Consider the following 18,745-nt stretch of genomic DNA (forward strand, 5'->3'; position numbering starts at 1 on the left):
TCTACCTTTCTATAATTAGATAACACATGTGCATATATAAATCGCTCAAAACCTTCTAATCCTTAATATAAACATATCCATCCATAATTTTTCTAGCAGTTCTCTGGCAAGCTATGCCATTAAAACGAATTTGCCCATCAGTAATTTCATAATCCACATATACCTTCATCACCCCGCTCGGATGACCGATTCTAACAGTGTCAGTTAATTTCCTGCCATCAAGATATTGCTGCATGATGGAATCTTTTATAAATGCGGCACCTCCAATGGCTGTTGCGCCTGTTAAGGGACAAGCCTTATGTACTGCACCAACAGAAACTACTCTTACGCAAATATCCATATCATCTTTTTTTACGGCTCTACCTGCTATGTCTATATAGTCCATAGGTGGTGATAGAACTATCAGTTTGGGAGAACCAGCCGTTTTAGTCGCCGCATCCTGCCACTTGTCCACAAGGCCTATTTCTTGTGCGGCGGTTCCTCTTATGCGTTCAAAAATGTCTAAAAGTTTTTTATCATTATTTAGTTCAGCAGGCAGTTCATCACCATTTATGCCAACATCATAATTATTGACAAAAACAAAAACATTGGATATATCTATTATGGATACAGATATAACTCCCAAACCTTCAACCATAATCTTGTCCGCTGCTTTTCCTGTTGGAAATAACGTATTAGTTTTTGCTCCTGCAGGGTCAAGGAAATTGACTTTAAGTTCAGCTCCTGTGCCATCAACACCAGCGATGGCACAATTACCGTCTTCTTCCACAATGCCATTTCTAGTAGGAACATATTCCTCAATTATCTTATTAGTATTGAGGTTTAACATTCTCACCTTCGTTATAGGATCACGAGCATGAACCAAACCCTGAGATATTGCATAAGGTCCAACTGCTGAGGTCATATTGCCGCAATTAGCAGAATAATCTACTACAGGTTCGCCTACTACTACCTGTGCCACAAGATATTCAACGTCAACATCAGTTCGATGGCTGGGAGAAACTATTACTATCTTATTGTTGGACGAAACTGTTCCACCAAGACCATCAATTTGCTTTGGATCAGGACCGCCCATAACCTTTAAAAAAATATTATCCCATTGTCTTTTGTCTCTAGGCAAATCCTTTTCGCAAAATATAACGCCCTTACTTGTGCCGCCTCTCATATATACACACGGTATTTTCACACATTTCCCTCCTTTTGCTCGACTAAATATCCCTCACTATTTTTGCCTGTTTAAATAAAACGCAGTTCCTCGCATAAGCATACGAGCTGTTCTATAACCAATTGCCCAGGTAATATTTATTGATCCGTCTATTTCCATTTGATACTCTACACCCGCATGCATAATTCCTCCGGGATGCCCTATTAATAGTTTCCTAGAATCAAAGTCTTTTTTCACTAATTCATTAACAATTGTTCCTTCTATTACTGCAGCGGATGCAGTACACATGGCACCTGTTAAAGCATAATTTTTGTGGGTTTTCTGCATAGACATCATTCTGCATGAAATATCATATTTATCTGGTCTAACTTCCTTACCGTTTGTTGTAACATACTTCTGAGAAACGGAAACCATAGATAACTTTGGAACGGTAGGGGATTTTCTCCGTGATTCATTATAGTTGTTAATAAACCCTAGTTTGACTGCCGCTATACCTCTGATTCTCTCGAGCAGTTCCATCAATTGGGTATTTGAATCTATCTCATCCGGTAATTCCTTACCTGTCATTCCAATGTCTTTCGCTCTAATAAAGACAAGAGGGTTTGAAGAATCTACAAATGAGGCCTCAATATGACCAAATCCCGGAATAAAAATGGTGTCTACAGCATTTCCAGTAGGTAGAAGTTTGCCTGTTACCGAACCAGATGGATTTTGAAACGCCATTTTTATACAAGCAGATGTGCCTGGAACACCGGCAATCTCAAAGTTACCTTCATACATTACTTTATTATCCCTTGTAGGAACATACGCATATATTAATTTATCTGTATTAACATTATGTATCCTTACGACTGTCTCCGGGTCAGTTGCCTTTATCAAGCCAGACTCAATTGCAAAAGGACCTACTGCCGAACAAATATTTCCGCAATTTCCCCTATACGAAACAATCGGCTTATCCACTGCAACTTGTGCGAATAAATAGTCTATGTCATATTTATCAGAATCTGCAACGGAAATAATAGCTACCTTACTAGCAGTTGCTATACCACCTCCTAAACCATCTACCTGAAGATGATCTGGACTACCCATAAGAGATAAAAAAATATCCGACCATAAATCCTTATTTAGGGGAAGATCCGATTTCAAAAAGAACAGTCCTTTGCTAGTACCGCCTCTAAAAAGGGCACACTTTATTCCTTTTAACATTTTGCACCTCTTATAATGCAGGTATTATTTGAGCATCATCGATAGTCAAAATTATATCTATAATCCGAGACGCCTCCTCCGGATAAATATCTTCTAATAACGTCAATGCCTTGGACTTTACCTGTTCTGTTGTAAGTGGATTGTATATGCTTCCTGATGCATCAGTAATCTCTTCGGTTAACTCCCTTCCATCTTTACATATAACTTTTAGCTCACATCCCCAGTGTTCGGGATACGCTTTAGTAAACTTGTCTTTAGGAATTACTTTTACTTTTCTAAGTAAATTCTTTACTCTTGGGTTATCAATAATTTCCTGCTTAAATTGATTTAATGTTACTTCGCCGAAGATGAAAGCACAGGCAACTGTAAAAGGAGTTGAAAATTTAGCATCAACAGATTTTACTGGGTTTAAGCTGCCTTCACTTACACCACACTGTTTATAGCCCACTAAATATGTATTAACTTCTATACAATGGATATCATCCTCGGTAATACCATATTTGTTTTTTATTGCAAGGGCAGCATCTATGGCACAGTGCGTACTTCTGCAGCAGGGATAGGGCTTGTTATCCATATATAATAACTCATATTTTTTACCTAAATCTTTAGAAACCAAACTCAAATCATACTCATCAGATGTAGCTGGAAATAAACCACCGTCTTCTGCATCTAAAATGTGTTCAGGGCCAGTCATGCCAGATTTTGCAAGAAATGACGCTTCTGTACCGCTGGCGGCCGCCCTGGCAGGATGTAGAATTTTGCAATTCGCACCATCGGCTAAAAACGCCCATAGACCAAAGGATTGTGTTCCTGCCATTCCCAGTGCTGAGAGAGTTTCTTCTTCGTCTAATTTAAGCAGTTTTGATGCAGCAGCAGCAGCCCCAAAAGTACCTGCTGTACTGGTAACATGCCAACCTCGATTGCGGTGACTGGATACGCCAAATCCCATTCCTATCCTTGACATGGTTTCATATCCGCAAACGACAGCTTCTATAAGCTCTTTTCCGCTGCATCCAAGATACTCTGCCAGTGACCATGCAGTAGGAACTACTACCGTCCCTATGTGCGTTTTAGATTTTGTATGGACATCATCCAGTTCTAGAGCGTGACCCATCATTGCATTAAAAAAAATTGCAGTAAGTACCGGAACTTTTCTTTTTTGCCCCCAACAATATGCACTTGAACTTTCTCCTACGATATTACTATAAGTGTTTAATATGTTTTTTATGAGACTATTATCGGCAGCCCCTAATGCAACACTTACAGTGTCCAGCACGCGCAGCTTTGCTGTATTTTGTACCTCTTTAGGAATATCATTTAAATTTAACTCCGAAATATATTTTGCTAATCTACGAATCTCTGTCATACTTTTTTCAACCCCTCGCTAATTATCTGTTAGAATATTATAAGTTCGTAAATACAGATAATTTAGTTAAATGTTTATATTTGTATTATTATATTGTTTTAAAATCATCATTGTATTATTTCTAATTTTATTTTATAATATGTGTATGATATAGGCAAATACCTATATTTTTATAGCCCATATAACTTTTAGTTATACCCAATCGAAGGAGATGATGATTTACAATGACCGAGCGTGAACTACTATATATAAAGACGATCGTGGAGGAAAAAAGTATATCAAAAGCAGCACAGAAGCTCTTTTTGACTCAGCCTTCTCTGAGCAAATGTGTTCAAAAAATAGAAACTTCTCTTGGTACCACACTGTTTAAACGCACAAATACCGGCTTGATACCTACTTTTGCCGGCCAAAGATACTATCAGGTTGCTACCGAAATCTTGAAAATGTATAATGATTTTGAAATTGAGATAAGCGATATAAATAATCTAAAAAAAGGCAGGATTACAATCGGATGCACTATATATCTAGCAACGCATATTTTACCTGTAATCCTTCCTATTTTTAAAAGAGAGTGCCCAAATATAGAATTGTTTGTTGTCGAAAAAAACTCTACAGAACTGGAAAAAGATCTGTCCGCAGGAAAAGTCGACTTTGCTCTCATGCACACTTCTCCTGTTTATAAGATTTCGAATATGTCAAATATAGATTTTCATCCCTTATTTAAGGACCCTTTCCTTCTTGTAACAAAAAAAGACCATCCTTTAAAGCGATATGCCGTCAAAATCGAGAATTCGGATTATCCTAAAATAGATATCACTTTATTTGCTAATGAACCGTTTATTTTAGTAAAACGTGAACAAAGAATCAGACAAGTTTCTGAATTGATTTTGCAGAAAGCTAATATTAATCCAAACATTGTGCTTACTACAAAAAGTTTTGAGATTGCAAGGCGCTTGGCCTGTCAAGGAATTGGAGTGACTTTTGTACCCCTACAGTATTCACAAATTTTCCCCGGCACCTATGAACCTGCTTACTACTCTATTGATGAAAAATATTCACCTTATTGGACAATGTGTATAGCAGTGCAAAAGGATGCATATATTTCTAAAGCTGCCAAACTATTTATAAGAATGGTTAGTGAAAGATTTGGTTCAAAAATATTGGATTTATAACAAGTTAGCCTGTAACTTAATTTTATTACATTAGGGGTGAAATGTATATGGTAAATTTATGCTTAACATTTTTGGTGGGTCTGATTTTCGGCTATTTTTTTTATAAAATTCGGGTTCCCGGAGGCATGATGGTCGGAGCGATTATTGGTGTGGCAACTCTAAATATTTTTTTTGGCAGAGCCTATATGCCTTCTTACGCTAAGTATGCTGCACAGATTACTGCAGGTGCTTTCATTGGCTGTTCAGTGGAAAAAAATGATATTTTTCAACTAAAAAAACTAATAAAACCTGCTTTGTTTATTCTAACCGTCCTATTATTGCTTAACCTTACCATAGGATTTCTGATTTATTTTATTAGTCCCTTAGATTTGTTGACATCTATGATGAGCTGTATTCCTGGCGGCATGAACGACATTCCGATCATCAGCGCAGATATGGGAGCAGATGCACCCAAGGTTGTAGTTATGCAATTTATCCGTATGGCAGCAGGTATAGGTCTGTTTCCTTCGCTAATCTCCATAGTTGCAAGTCGTCAAAATAAAAAAATAAATGACGACTTGCAACTCAATACGTCTAAATCCATTAAAGAACAAGCTATTTCTCTAGACTTTAATACCAAATCAGCATTTGTCCGGACCGCAGCGGTAGCTACAGTTTGTGGAATTATTGGTAAATTGTTAAATATACCCGCAGGAATACTTATTTTTTCTATGATTGGGGTTGGTTACTATAAACTGCGTTTTGACAATGCTTTTATGCCTATGTGGACAAAACGTATTGCACAGGTTCTTTCCGGTGCTTATATAGGCTGTTGTATCAGCTTTAGTGATGTAAAAGAACTAAAATACCTTGTCATTCCGGCATTGCTTTTATTAATAGGTTACTTTTCAACTTGTATACTTGGAGGCAAGATCCTTAGTAAATACTTTAACATGTCTACAAAAGAAGCCATGTTGGCATTAACACCTGCAGGAGCATCGGATATGGCACTGATATCCTCGGACTTGGGCATACATAGTACTGACCTAAATGTTTTGCAAGTAATTCGATTGGTGGTTGTTGTTTCGGTATTTCCTCAAATTATCAATATAATAGTTAAGTTGTTTGGTTGAATATTTTAAGATGGGTAGGTTTTGGGAATGTTCATAGAACGACGTTTATCCGATATAAGTCAAGCTGAAGAGCTGATTAAGAAATGCGGTTTAACCATAAACTATAATGTAGATTACACGGTAGGTATATTTTATAATGATGAACTTGTAGCAACCGGTTCTCTTTCAGGAGACATGATACAGATGCTTGCGGTGTCACCTGATTATCAGGGAGAAAATTTATCTGCTATTGTTATTACTCATTTGATAAAATATGCTCTTGAAATGAAAAAAAGTAATCTCTACCTTTTTACCAAGCCGGAGAATGTAAGTATATTTGAATCTCTCGGTTTTAATGTCGTGGCTGTGGCAAAACCTTATGCAGCATTTATGGAATGGGGTAGACCGGGTATTGCAGAATATTGCCTTCATATTAAATCACTTGCAGGAAAAATAGACAAAGATGATGACATATCAGCAATTGTGATGAACTGCAATCCATTTACCCTCGGCCACCTTTATCTTATTGAAACGGCATCTGCACAAAGCGATAAGGTGTTTGTATTGTTGGTTCAGGAAGATCTTTCTGTATTTCCTTTTGATGTGCGCTATAAACTTGTCATCGAAGGAACAAAGCACTTACCTAATGTTAAAGTAATCCCCGGCGGAAGATATGTAATTTCTTATCTCACTTTTCCCTCTTATTTCACAAAGGACACAAAGCTCGCATATGCTCAAAGTGCCATAGATGTAGAAATCTTCTTAAAGCATATTGTCCCGACTCTAACCATCAAAAGGAGGTATATTGGTACCGAACCCTTTTCTCCGGTGACAGAAATATGCAACAAAACCATAAAGGAACGTCTCATTCCGGCAGGAATAGAGGTAGTGGAAGTCCCGCGATTAGAAAAAGGAGGATCGGCAGTCAGTGCTTCACACGTTCGGCAACTGCTTTCACAGGGAAATATAACAACAGTGAAGGAGTTGGTTCCTGCAACTACATATAACTATCTTATAAGCGAAGATGCCTTACCAATAATAAACAAGCTTAAAGGTAATAACAAAAAGGGGCACTTCTAGCTATTTGTAATTGATATAGTAACATAACTTTTTCACCGACAAGATAAAGATGCACTAGGGTAAATGGATTTGCATTCATAGCCAAAGTATATAATACCTACTATCCATCTTGTATCTCATTTTACCGTTCTATCTCGATATACGACTAAAGTAATTGAATTTAATAGTAACCGCTAGAAGGGCTGCCGACACGAATGCTACAGCACCTGTTGTATCCATAAGTGCAGACCATTCCTCAATTTTTCCCAGATTACATCTTAATCTTTAGTTGAAGTTCTTGTGACTTGCAATGATCATTCGCTTTGATGCATGCCGGCTCACTAACCCCGGATAATAACCTTTTGAATTCCTCTGCAGTTTGATGATGCGGTTTCCTTTTAATAATACCTCTTTAATTGCTCGCTTTATTAATAAAACCACTTTGTAGGTATCAAGAATGTCCATGGTGCCGTAAAAACAGCAATGGACAGTGCAATCTTAAGCCTTAACGTGTGTTCCTGAATTTGATTTCTAAAAATCAATCTATAGTTAAATAAAAAAATTAATGCAGCCGATACTACTATAGAACTCACTGTTATTACAACTGCCAAAGGATGGCTAAATGGATCATAGCATATTGCCGATACTAATTCATAGGGTAAGCCAAACCTATCTCCACATATTCCAAGCAAAAATAATATTGCAGCGCCTATAAAATCCGCTAGAAATCCATATAGCCAGACTTTTAATATGCACTCTTTATAAAATATTTTCAGGTTAAATCCTAAATTTGCTAACTTATACACAAAAAAGCAGGCTGTTACTACCAAAGAATCTATAATGTAGTTGCCAAATAATGTTATAAGTATTACAGGTGGGAAAAACAGTAACAGCCAGACAGGAAAAATCACATTGTACAACTTTATGGCTCTTTTCATGGTTATATAGCCCCTCTCACTCTAAAGCCCTATCGCCCCAAATAATTTATAGAACTTTATCTCTTTCTCGCTCAGATTATCATACTTTAGCCATCTGAGCAATCCAATTCAATCATTTTTTAAAACAGATAAGAAAAACTAAAGCTGAGTTAAATAACAATTAAATATTTGGTGACTTTTCATAGTACATCTCTAAAATTAATAAATTAGGTCGGATTCCTACCAGGATTCCTCATAAATACTTCTTTATTTCTTCCACTGTTGGAACTTTTCCTGCTATTTTAACCTGTTCATCTACCACCAAAGCAGGTGTTCTCATCACACCATATGATGCAATATCCTTAAAATCTTGCACTTTTTCAATTGTGGCTTCGATTCCTAATTCTTTAACAGCCTCTTTAACATTAGCCTCTAATTTTTTGCAATTTGCGCATCCTGAACCTAGAACTTTAATTACCATAGTTATCCTCCTCAATTGATTAATTCAATTTATTTATATAAAAATATACGAAAAAGCATTGAATAGATATCCAATAATTATAATTCCTACTGATATAATGGATACAAAGATTGCTAGAAGTTTAGTTTTTACTACTTTACTAAGCATTATCATAGAAGGAAGTGACAAAGCAGTTACTGCCATAATAAGGGATAATACTGTCCCTATTCCTACTCCTTTTGTAGCTAAAGCCTCTGCTATTGGTAATGTACCAAATATATCAGCATACATCGGAATACCAACTACTGTAGCCATTAAAACTGCAAATGGATTATTTTCCCCAATCACATTTTCTATAACTGATTGAGGAATCCAATTATGAATTGCTGACCCTACCCCTACCCCAATTAATACATATAACCATACCTTATGGATAATATCCTTAACTTGTTCTTTTGAATAAGAAATTCTTTCATCACGACTCATTTCTATAAAATCGGTATCTATATTCTCTATCTCTCTAACATATCCCTCTACATATTTTTCAAGTCCCAACTTTTCAATTAAAGTACCTCCGACAACCGCAAGAATAAGACCTACAATCACATAGGCTATGGCAATTTTGGCACCGAAAAATGACATTAAAAGCATTAATGATGCTAAATCTACCATTGGTGAAGAAATCAAGAAAGAGAAAGTTACACCTAAAGGTAATCCAGCCGAAGTAAATCCTATAAAAATCGGTATACTTGAACAACTACAAAATGGTGTAATAGTTCCAAGTAGTGCCCCAAGTATGTTTCCTTTTATACCCTTTATTCTACCGAGTATTTTTTTAGTCCTTTCTGGTGGAAAATAACTTTGGATATAAGATATAATAAAAATTAATACCGATAATAAAATAAAAATTTTAATAGTATCATAGATAAAGAAGTGAATACTTCCACCTATTCTATCATTAATCGACAAGCCAAATACCTTCTCCACAAAAAGCCTTATAAGTTCTGAAAGCCATTTCATTTTTAATAATTGGTCATTCAACCAGCCAAACAGCATAGTTAGTATATTCATATAATTCCCCCCTGTTTTCCACAACTACAAGATAGCCTTCAACATTCGTACACTTTTTAATATCTCTTTTAAGTTTCAAATAATCGTCTATACTATCTTTTATCTCCTCCAGCATCGTCTTGCACACTTCCTCTTTAAGACTTAAAAGAAAAAGTGCACGGATTTTTCTCTCCGCTAACATCTTTTTTATATTCATTAAATTTGTTTGCTTTTTACCCTCTGTATCAAATCCATTACTTTTTCTTTAACAATATTCCTTGTTTTTCTGTAATCCTCTATTGGTCCGCCTGATGGGTCCTCAATACCCCAATCTTCTCTGTACCTGCATGGTACATAAGGGCATGCTACGTTACAACCCATAGTTATTAAAATATCTACTTCCTTTGGAATATCACTTAATAATTTTGGATAATATCCGCCCATATCTACCCCTTCTTCCTCCATTACTTGTACTGCCAGCGGTTTTACTTCAGGATAATTTTCTGTTCCCGCCGAATATGCTTCCAATACATCACTTCCCAATTTCTTTGCCAAACCTTCCGCCATCTGAGAACGACAGGAATTGTGCACACATACAAATGCCACTTTCTTTTTCATGTGTTTTATATTCCCCTTTCACCAGTTTATCTAAACCAGTATCTTGTGTTGTTGGCTATTCTAACAAGTGCGGGCATGACAGGAACTTCAACTATTATACCTACAACTGTTGCAAGATCAACTCCAGAATCCAATCCAAAAAGTGAAATGGCTACTGCATCCGCAAGGTAGACTGTCGCTAAATACTATGTTCAAGAAAAAAGCTGCTATCGAAGAAACTTTAGAACTTGTTTTTTATCTTCTCCTAATTGCTCACAAGTAAAGCCGCTGCTTTTATATTTTTTAAGCCTTTCAACATCTTTTAGGCATTGTACATTTTCGTTTATCTTGTTTTTAAGAAATTCATACAGTAAATTATTTTCCTTAATAAATTCGTTATTTATTCCATAATAAACCCATTGCGATTTTTTATCACTAGTTATGATACCTGCATTTTTTAATTTGTTTAAATGTCTTGAAGCGTTGGACTGAGTCATTCCCAGCATTGTCTCTATTTCACATACACACAGTTCTTCTCTCATTAACAGATTTAATATTCTAATTCTATTTTCATCTCCTAATGCCTTAAATATTTCTATGAAATCCAACTTATCACCACCCATATGACTATATTCGATTATACTCATATAATAGTGCTAATTTGTTTTTCTGTCAATAAATATATTATCCTTTAAACTTGCAACTTACGCCTTAATTATCAGCCTTTTAAAATAAAAATCCCGGAATAAATCAGGAATCATCCTGCGAAGTCTTTTCAGCTGTTTCAGCCATATTATGAGACCCAGTAACAGAAAGTATTGGCTCTCAATATTTGCCTTTTCTATCTTAAATAGTATATTGCCCATCTTTCAGACAGGCAATATATAGTCATTATCTACTTTTTTCTTGATGCATCTTTTGAGTCTTTATTTGGAATAAATGCTTAATACCTCCATTCTCTAATATATTCATGGCATGTTCGGATATTTTCTGCCCTTGTATGATTTCTCTTTTTGTTTTGTTTAATACTATTCCTTCCCTTAGGTTCACTTCCAATATATCTCCATTAGATACTTTTTTACTTATTCCCGGACATACCATTAGTGGAAGTGCTAGATTTATTGAGTTTCTAAAAAAGATCCTTGCAAAGGATTCTGCCAGCACTACGCTTACGCCAGCACTTATCAATGCTATTACTGCATGTTCACGACTTGAGCCACATCCAAAATTCGTTCCAGCTACGATTATATCCCCGTAAGACATACGTTCAACAAATGTAGGGTCTGCCCCTTCCATACAATGCTTTGCTATATCTTTAGGATCTACAAGTTCTAGATATCTGCCTGGATATATTTGATCCGTATCAATATTATTATTATAAACAAAGGCTTTGCCAGTTAATACGCTATGCATTTTCTTTCGCCTCCTTAAGTAATTCTCTTGGGTCGGTTATTTTGCCTTCTAATGCACTTGCAGCAACGCACGCAGGTGAAGCAAGATATATCTTGGCGCCTGTACTGCCCATGCGTCCGGGAAAATTACGATTTGTAGCAGAGATACACACCTCTCCCTCTGTAAGTAAACCCTCATGTACTCCCAAGCATGGCCCACAGCCAGGTGAAGCAAATGTTGCACCGGCTTTTACTAGCGATTGTATATAGCCAAGCTTCATTGCATGTTGAAATACTTCCGTAGAGGCAGGTATGATAATCAATCTTGTGTCAGGATGTATTTTTTTTCCATTAAGTATTTTAAATGCTGCCTCGATATCTTCTATTCTTCCTCCTGTGCAAGAACCTATAAATGCTTGGTTAATCTTCACCTTGTCGACATTTTCTATAGAGTAAACGTTATCAACGCTGTGAGGCACGGCCAATTGTGGCGACAATTTGCTTACATCAAAAACATACGTTTCTGAGTAGTCGTAGTCTAAATCAGTTTCTTCAATGACAAATTCTTCATTCATCCTTGTGCTCAGATATTCGAAAACTTTATCATTTGGTTTCATATAAGCAGTTTTAGCGCCCATTTCAACAGCCATGTTACATATTGTCATTCTATCTGCTACATCAAGGTTTTCAATGTAATTACCGCAGAATTCAATCGCCTTGTAAACAGCTGCATCTGCTTTGAGCTTCCCAATTATGTGTAGTATAACATCTTTGGCATATACACCTTCTTGGAGCTGCCCATTGATTTCGATTTTTATTACTTCAGGAACTCTAAACCAAAGCTCGCCCGAAATCAGAACAGTAGCCATGTCCGTTGCTCCTATACCTGTGCCGAATGCTCCAAAGGCACCATGGGTTGTAGTATGTGAATCTGTTGCTACAAGAATCATTCCCGGCCACACTATTCCACTCTCAGCCAAGACTTGATGGCATACACCAGTATTAATATCAAAATGGTGTGCAAACCCCTGTTCCTTGGCAAACTGCCTCATTTCCTTATGTATTTGCGCACTATTTATTGTAGGTGCCGGTGAATAATGATCGAATACAAATGCCACTTTGTCCTTATCCCAGACTTTTTCACCCCCCATTTCATAAAAAGAATATATAGTTTGAAGATAAAGATCGTTTATTTCAGCAAAGTCAATCCTACAATTAACTATTTCGCCAGCGTGAACTTCATCTTTTCCTGCAGCCTTTGCTAAAATTTTTTCAATAGCATGCATTAAATATCCCTCCGTCTTGCTTATTAGCAAATTTGAATATCTTAATTAAATTGATTTTTATATAAAAATTGTCAAGATAAGCCAACCTATTCTAAACCCACAAACTTACGATATATGTTGCTAATAATCCTCCTAAAGCCATAAATGGATTTGAAAGACTTAATGTACTAAGTCCGGTTTTCATATCAAAACCGCTCATTTTTGTATAAACCCAGAAATAACTATCATTAACATGACAGAAAGATCTTGCTCCTGCTCCTGTTGCAAGGAAAATCAAAATTGGGTCTATCCCTAATTGTTGAGCCAATGGTGCTGTCAAAGTTGCAGCTGTAACAACCGCAACAGTTCCTGATCCCTGAATTATTTTTAATAACGCTGCAATAGCAAAGGGAATAAGTATAAAAGGTAACCCGCTATTCATAACAGCTTCGGCCATAGCCGTACCCGCTCCTGAACTTTTCAGTATAGCACCTAAAGCGCCTCCTGCCGCAGTTATAAAAATAATCGAACCAGCCTCACTTAACGATCTATCCATTACTTTTAAGACTTTTTCTTTGCCAAGCCTTTTTCCTAATAGGACTACGCAAGCAATTACTCCTATAGCAAGTGCTATATTCGAATCTCCAATAAAGGACATCATTTTTACAAAAGTCGATTCTTTTGGCAAAATTGCTTTAGATGTGGTATTCAATAATATCAAAAACATCGGTAATAGTAATGGAAAAATTGAAGCAAACATACCCGGAAGGTCCTGTTCTGATAAATTATCTTCAGTTACTGATTCTTCAAACTCAGGCTTAAACACATCTCCTTTTTTAGCTAGATAAAATTGGGCAAATGCCCATCCAAAAAAGGTCATAAAAATCGCGGCAAAGGATCCATAAAGTATCGCCCTTCCTATATCTATACCTAGCATTCCTGCCGCTGCCAAAGGCCCTGGAGTTGGCGGAACATAAACATGTGTAGCCAATAATCCTGCCGATAGCGAAACCCCTAAGACCGCCATCGGTATTTTGGTTTTTTGGGAAATAGCCTTTGCAAACGGAGCAAGTATAACATACCCAACATCACTAAAAACCGGTATAGAAACCAAATAGCCGCTTATGGCCATTGCAATGGAGGAATTCTTTTCACCTACCATTCGCACGGCACCTAAAGCCATTTTATGTGCACCTCCTGAATCCTCCAAATATTTACCTAACATAACACCAAATATTATTACGATGCCTATGCTGCTTACAGTACTTCCAAACCCTTCTGTAATTGTTTTAATGATATCTACAGTATCCATTCTTGATAGTAATCCAATTACAACTGCAGTTGCTAAAAGAGAAATAAAAGCGTTAAGGCGGAACTTAATAGCTAAAACTAACAATACTATCATACCAATAACAAAAGCTAATTCTATTGACATAGCCTAACCTCCTAATATTGATTTATAAAAATTAATTAAAACGCAAAAGCTTTTGATATTCTACTAATATTTAATGCAATTACTATGCCAATATTTGAAAATCATATTTTAGGTGACTTGCGGGATTTGTAAAGCAATATTAGGTATAAACCAAGAGTAAATTCGCTACATAATGCAACAATTACAGTTACATTATGTAGCGAATTTACCGTTGCGGTCTAGCTACTTCTTGTAATTATTTATAAGCCTCCAAAGGTGTGTGCGACTGATTCCGAGACGTTTAGCAGCTAATGTCTGGTTTCCCCCGCACTCTGATAAAACCTTCAAAATATGTTTATTTTTTATAATTTCTAGGGAATCTTTGTTCTCAGCGTCTTCCTCAACATTTTCGCCGATCAATTCGTCAACTTGTGCCTCAGTAATAATATCATCAGCCAAAACAATAAGACTTTCAATTATATTTTCAAGTTCTCTTATATTCCCTGGCCATGAATAACGCTGTAATCTGTCTAAAGCGCCTTCAGTAATACTCACTACCTTTTTATATTTTAATGAGATTTTACTAACAAAATATCTGCTGAGTAGCTTAATATCTTCTTTTCTTTCTCTTAAAGCTGGAACTTTCAATTTTAGTATATTTAACCTATAATATAGATCTCTTCTAAATGCTCCTTTTTGTATTTCTTGCAGAAGATCTTTATTGGTAGCAGCAATTATGCGTACATCTATAGGAATTACTTTATTAGAACCCACGGGCCTAACTTCCCTCTCTTGAATTACCCTTAGTAATGCCACTTGTAGTTCAGTGCTCATTTCCCCGATTTCATCTAAAAATATGGTTCCTCCATGTGCTTCAGTAAATAGACCTGACTTGCCTTCTTTTCTTGCGCCTGTAAATGCACCTCCCTGATATCCAAAAAGCTCACTTTCTAACAAGTTTTGAGGTATTGCTGTGCAATTTACAGCAACAAAAGGTCCATTTCTTCTTTCGCTTTCCAGATGTATGCTTTGAGCAAACATCTCTTTACCTGTACCACTTTCGCCAATAATCAACACAGTGCCATTAGTAGCAGCATATTTCTTTGCTTTTTCTTTAGTCTTTAATAAAACATCACTTTCTCCAATAATATCTGAAAACTTATACTTGGCTACCTGTCCTTTTACTAGAAGCTTGGTCCTGATTTTCTGCTCATACTCCTGTATTTTTGTTATATCCTCAATAGTTGTAACAGCACCAACCATTTTATTGTTAATTATTATTGGTACCCGGTTTGCTAAAACCTGAGCTTGCCCAATACGAAGCACCTGGCCTAATTCAGCTTTATTCTTTTCTATAACACTGTTGAGTATTGTTTCAGGAACTAATTCATCTATTGAACGGCCTATAGCTTCTTTCTCGGAAATTCCCATGATTCTTCCTGCAGCAGGATTAAACACAGTAATTTCTCCATTGCTATTTATTGCTATTATACCCTCGCTGATATGATTCAGAACTGCTTTGAACTGTTCAGTTTTTTCCTTATTTTTTAGCAGAATTTACAGCATTAAGCAAATCATACGGAGAAACCGGTATTTCAACCACAGGTATTGATGAAACAGTTTTTTTGATGATATTTGCCGTACCGCCTCTAGATATTATTATTTCCACTCCTTGTTTCTCAGCATTTTTTGATATTTCAATTGCTCTGTCCAATAATCCCATTACCACATCCACATCACTGTAATCCTCAACCACTTTTCGTGCAATTTGTTCCACTCTTCTATGAGGTGCAATTATTAAAATTGGTTTCAATTATATTCCCTCTTTTTATATTTTATTAACTAATCTTACAATTCTTCTTTTTTTAAATATCGATGGTGGCTAGCCTCAGAATACCAGACATGTATGTCTAACGGAAAACAGCCTAAGGAGCTTAGTATAATTTCACGATGTCGTTAAAAAGTGCTATAAATGCACTCTGTCTCTTAGAGGCAGAAAGCCCTAAGAGACAGATATCTTCCGGTAATATAAATATATATTTAGATGTATTTTTTGTTTGATTCAAAAAATCTTCTTAAATTTTCCGGCAATTGATACGGTTCTTTATTAGCCTCGTTATCAGGCATTTTTTCGGTGTTGCCATATACTTCGCGCAGGATAGCATCAATAATCATAGCTTTCGGAGGAACATTGTATTCCTTCCCTTTATATACCCACACTCGACAATCCACCTCATTACCGCATAAATCTCCACATGGCTCACATAAAGATTCTTTGAAATCCATTTGTATATCTCTTCCATTTACTCGTATAGTTGGTGAAGTAACAAATCTATATTGTATTGCTTTTTCCTTACTATTGATATGAATCTTATTTACAACTATTTCTATTCCTGCTGACTCGAGCACTTTTGCTACATCTGCAATAGCTTCTTCTAGGCCTTCGCCAGTCCCCTGGCATCGATTACAGATATTTAAATCTAAATATAGAAAATCAATGATTATTTTATTTTCCCCTTCAACGCGATTGTTTTCTGTGCTTCCGCAGCATCCTGTATTACATTTGCAGTCCATGAATGTTCCCTCCTCTAAATAAGTCTATATTAAACTTTTAAATTTATATCACTATAAACTATTCCTGATTCTTATCCTGTATTTTTTACACAAGCCTCTAGCTTTTTACAATTCATGCACCGGCGTACCTCCTATTACATTTATTTTTGAAATATATTTCTCCATCCTTTAAAATCATCACAAGAAAACCCACTTTTCCTGTATTTATCTAGTGCCTCTAAATCTTCTTTATATATTTTTAGTTTTATCAATTCATTATCTAATATCTCTTTAATAAAACCATACTCCTTCAAAGTATTTTCGTTTATTTTGTAGTAAACCTACTGTGCCCTCTTCTTAGAGCTTATAATTTGGGCATTTGTGAGTCTGCTAAGATGTCTAGAAGTATTGGATTGATTTATGTCAAGCAACATTTCTAATTCGCAGACACATAGTTCTTCATGCCATAATAAATTTAAAATACGCAATCGAGTTTCATCAGATAGTGCTTTTAATATTTGCATAAGTATCATTTTATCCGCTCCTGCATGATTATATTCGCTTATACTCATATAATATAATTTTAATTTATGCTTGTAAATGTCCTTTAATGTGTGACAAAACTCAAAAATGTTATTTAAAAATTATGCCAAAATTTATTGCAAGAGCTTACCACTTATTGGAGTCACCCTTGATATACTAGAAAGATATACCCACTCTATAGTTTAGCACATATACCAATTTTTCTAATATATTAATCAAATTGTTTTGATGAATGAAGAGCTTATAAATGAGGTATGTTTTAATTCTTTTATTTCGCTATCAGTGAATTTTACAGTAATAATACAAGAGGCTTGGTCTATAACAAACTCATCCCCTGGCTCATACACAAAGGATTGAAGGGGGAAGACTGCCATGCCCCATAAAAAATTAAGTGATGACTCTTAGGGCGATTCTAAAATAATGTTCTAAATTGAGACTTACAACTCCTTATCAGTAAAAGTTAATGTTACTACCTGCACTAAATCCATTCCTTCAAATACTGAAGGATTAAAATAATCCTGGAGTGAGTAGCCTCTCATACTTGTACCGCTATCATAAACCATCAAAGCAACAGGTTTTTCTTTATTGAGTTCTATATTCTGAAATTCCTGTAAGAATGCTTTAGTAGAGGCCATTGTTTCTGTATCAAGTATAATTTCGTCTGTTTTAAATGACGCCCTTCCTCCAGCATTTATATTGAAATCAATCGCATGGTTTTCTTTTAGTTGCATTGTGAAAGTTCCGGACAGTTGCTTAATGGGCTCTCTATCTATGCCTATTGAAATAGCCCCGCCACCAATACTGCTCCAATTTTCATTATCGTCTAGTATATAAACATTTACATTTAAAGTTATTGCTTCTTTTGGTGCCAAAAAAGAAATAATTTGCGAACTATCTTCCATTCCAAAAGATTGTAATATATATTTCTCGCTTTCTGATAATTTGTAAGGCATAATTCCTTCTTTTGTTAAAAGTTTATGAGAATCTGTCTTGTTTGAACAAGCAATTAATGCAATTGCAAGAGTAAATATTAAAATTAGTGAAAAAAGTCGTTTCATTTTATAATCAGTCCTCTTGTTTTATAGTTTGATTCGTGAATATCTTCTTGTTAGAAATAATATAAACTATCCTTACCTCGTAATAATCTGCTAATGTTATATACCTTCATTTTACACTATATAACTTATAAAGGCATCTACTCCATACATCTTACTACTTTTTAAGCAACTCTCCTAATAACCTCTCAACCTTTTTTGCAACCTGTTTCCTATATTCGCATAAATAATATAGCTTTATTTTCTTTTTGATAGGATTTCCTTAGGGAGAAGGTTTAAGGAAAAATCTAATAAAAAAACCATAGTTCCAAGGTATTTCTTATACCTTTTCCCTATGGTTTTCTACAACAACTTTATTTACTTCCTAAAATAAATTTGCATAATGATAGGACTTTATTTGATGTAGATATAGATACAGGAACAAGGGGTAAGGGGCAAGTG

At 35.7% G+C, this 18,745-nt stretch carries 20 protein-coding genes and 1 pseudogene; 3 read left to right on the forward strand and 18 right to left on the reverse strand.

What is annotated here, in order from left to right; translation table 11 throughout:
* Positions 1-55: 55 nt before the first annotated feature.
* From TEPIRE1_RS11360 to TEPIRE1_RS11370, 3 genes are read right to left on the reverse strand one after another with little or no spacing between them, the layout of a single operon-like run.
* Complete coding sequence (locus TEPIRE1_RS11360) at positions 56-1,186, reverse strand: 2-methylaconitate cis-trans isomerase PrpF family protein (RefSeq protein WP_013779317.1); 1,131 nt, start codon at positions 1,184-1,186, stop codon at positions 56-58.
* Between the two features lie 36 nt (positions 1,187-1,222).
* Entirely contained in the window at positions 1,223-2,371 is a 1,149-nt protein-coding gene (locus TEPIRE1_RS11365; RefSeq protein ID WP_013779318.1) for a 2-methylaconitate cis-trans isomerase PrpF family protein, read from the reverse strand.
* 10 nt (positions 2,372-2,381) lie between these two features.
* Positions 2,382-3,737 (reverse strand): MmgE/PrpD family protein, encoded by a 1,356-nt coding sequence (locus tag TEPIRE1_RS11370; protein WP_013779319.1) that lies wholly within the window; start codon positions 3,735-3,737, stop codon positions 2,382-2,384.
* Positions 3,738-3,961: 224 nt separating this feature from the next.
* Between TEPIRE1_RS11370 and TEPIRE1_RS11375 the strand changes: the two genes are divergently transcribed.
* The 3 genes from TEPIRE1_RS11375 to citC are packed head-to-tail and all read left to right on the forward strand — an operon-like array spanning position 3,962 to position 7,080.
* Positions 3,962-4,909, forward strand: coding sequence for a LysR family transcriptional regulator (locus TEPIRE1_RS11375; protein WP_013779320.1), 948 nt, complete (start codon positions 3,962-3,964; stop codon positions 4,907-4,909).
* A 47-nt stretch (positions 4,910-4,956) separates the two neighbouring features.
* Positions 4,957-6,021, forward strand: coding sequence for an AbrB family transcriptional regulator (locus tag TEPIRE1_RS11380; protein WP_023211615.1), 1,065 nt, complete (start codon positions 4,957-4,959; stop codon positions 6,019-6,021).
* 27 nt (positions 6,022-6,048) lie between these two features.
* Entirely contained in the window at positions 6,049-7,080 is a 1,032-nt protein-coding gene (citC, locus tag TEPIRE1_RS11385; protein ID WP_013779322.1) for a [citrate (pro-3S)-lyase] ligase, read from the forward strand.
* 407 nt (positions 7,081-7,487) lie between these two features.
* On the opposite strand, the gene TEPIRE1_RS11390 is transcribed toward citC, so the two are convergent.
* The 15 genes and pseudogenes from TEPIRE1_RS11390 to TEPIRE1_RS11455 all read right to left on the reverse strand — a co-directional run bounded on the left by TEPIRE1_RS11390 (position 7,488) and on the right by TEPIRE1_RS11455 (position 18,307).
* Positions 7,488-7,997, reverse strand: a complete 510-nt coding sequence (locus tag TEPIRE1_RS11390; RefSeq protein ID WP_013779323.1) for a hypothetical protein — start codon at positions 7,995-7,997, stop codon at positions 7,488-7,490.
* A 232-nt stretch (positions 7,998-8,229) separates the two neighbouring features.
* Positions 8,230-8,457, reverse strand: a complete 228-nt coding sequence (locus TEPIRE1_RS11395) for a thioredoxin family protein (protein WP_013779324.1) — start codon at positions 8,455-8,457, stop codon at positions 8,230-8,232.
* Positions 8,458-8,490: 33 nt separating this feature from the next.
* Positions 8,491-9,507, reverse strand: a complete 1,017-nt coding sequence (locus tag TEPIRE1_RS11400) for a permease (protein ID WP_013779325.1) — start codon at positions 9,505-9,507, stop codon at positions 8,491-8,493.
* The gene (locus tag TEPIRE1_RS11405) at positions 9,470-9,703 is read right to left on the reverse strand and encodes a hypothetical protein (protein WP_013779326.1); all 234 of its coding nucleotides are present in this window, start codon (positions 9,701-9,703) and stop codon (positions 9,470-9,472) included. The genes TEPIRE1_RS11400 and TEPIRE1_RS11405 overlap by 38 nt, the downstream gene beginning before the upstream one ends.
* On the reverse strand, positions 9,703-10,104 hold the full coding sequence (locus tag TEPIRE1_RS11410; protein ID WP_013779327.1) for an arsenate reductase ArsC: 402 nt from the start codon (positions 10,102-10,104) through the stop codon (positions 9,703-9,705). Before TEPIRE1_RS11410 ends, TEPIRE1_RS11405 begins: the two co-directional genes overlap by 1 nt.
* Before the next feature lie 26 nt (positions 10,105-10,130).
* Positions 10,131-10,271: pseudogene (locus TEPIRE1_RS14525) on the reverse strand (arsenical-resistance protein); the annotation flags it as partial.
* Between the two features lie 39 nt (positions 10,272-10,310).
* The gene (locus TEPIRE1_RS11415) at positions 10,311-10,691 is read right to left on the reverse strand and encodes an ArsR/SmtB family transcription factor (protein WP_015295839.1); all 381 of its coding nucleotides are present in this window, start codon (positions 10,689-10,691) and stop codon (positions 10,311-10,313) included.
* A gap of 283 nt (positions 10,692-10,974) precedes the next feature.
* Positions 10,975-11,496, reverse strand: coding sequence for a 3-isopropylmalate dehydratase small subunit (locus TEPIRE1_RS11420; RefSeq protein ID WP_013779329.1), 522 nt, complete (start codon positions 11,494-11,496; stop codon positions 10,975-10,977).
* The gene (locus tag TEPIRE1_RS11425; protein WP_013779330.1) at positions 11,489-12,760 is read right to left on the reverse strand and encodes a 3-isopropylmalate dehydratase large subunit; all 1,272 of its coding nucleotides are present in this window, start codon (positions 12,758-12,760) and stop codon (positions 11,489-11,491) included. The genes TEPIRE1_RS11420 and TEPIRE1_RS11425 overlap by 8 nt, the downstream gene beginning before the upstream one ends.
* Positions 12,761-12,851: 91 nt before the next feature.
* Complete coding sequence (locus TEPIRE1_RS11430) at positions 12,852-14,174, reverse strand: GntP family permease (protein WP_013779331.1); 1,323 nt, start codon at positions 14,172-14,174, stop codon at positions 12,852-12,854.
* Positions 14,175-14,396: 222 nt separating this feature from the next.
* Positions 14,397-15,710 carry a sigma-54 interaction domain-containing protein gene (locus TEPIRE1_RS11435; protein WP_331704475.1) on the reverse strand — a complete coding sequence of 438 codons (1,314 nt, stop codon included), beginning with the start codon at positions 15,708-15,710 and terminating at the stop codon, positions 14,397-14,399.
* The gene (locus TEPIRE1_RS13930; RefSeq protein WP_015295842.1) at positions 15,694-15,966 is read right to left on the reverse strand and encodes a PrpR N-terminal domain-containing protein; all 273 of its coding nucleotides are present in this window, start codon (positions 15,964-15,966) and stop codon (positions 15,694-15,696) included. Before TEPIRE1_RS13930 ends, TEPIRE1_RS11435 begins: the two co-directional genes overlap by 17 nt.
* Before the next feature lie 227 nt (positions 15,967-16,193).
* The gene (locus TEPIRE1_RS11445; RefSeq protein ID WP_013779332.1) at positions 16,194-16,727 is read right to left on the reverse strand and encodes a DUF2703 domain-containing protein; all 534 of its coding nucleotides are present in this window, start codon (positions 16,725-16,727) and stop codon (positions 16,194-16,196) included.
* Between the two features lie 320 nt (positions 16,728-17,047).
* Positions 17,048-17,239: an ArsR/SmtB family transcription factor gene (locus TEPIRE1_RS14180; protein ID WP_231848291.1), complete on the reverse strand. Its 192-nt coding sequence runs from the start codon at positions 17,237-17,239 to the stop codon at positions 17,048-17,050.
* A gap of 447 nt (positions 17,240-17,686) precedes the next feature.
* Positions 17,687-18,307, reverse strand: a complete 621-nt coding sequence (locus TEPIRE1_RS11455) for a hypothetical protein (protein ID WP_013779333.1) — start codon at positions 18,305-18,307, stop codon at positions 17,687-17,689.
* Positions 18,308-18,745 lie beyond the last annotated feature (438 nt).

This window comes from Tepidanaerobacter acetatoxydans Re1 (assembly GCF_000328765.2).
Classification (GTDB): domain Bacteria; phylum Bacillota; class Thermosediminibacteria; order Thermosediminibacterales; family Tepidanaerobacteraceae; genus Tepidanaerobacter; species Tepidanaerobacter acetatoxydans.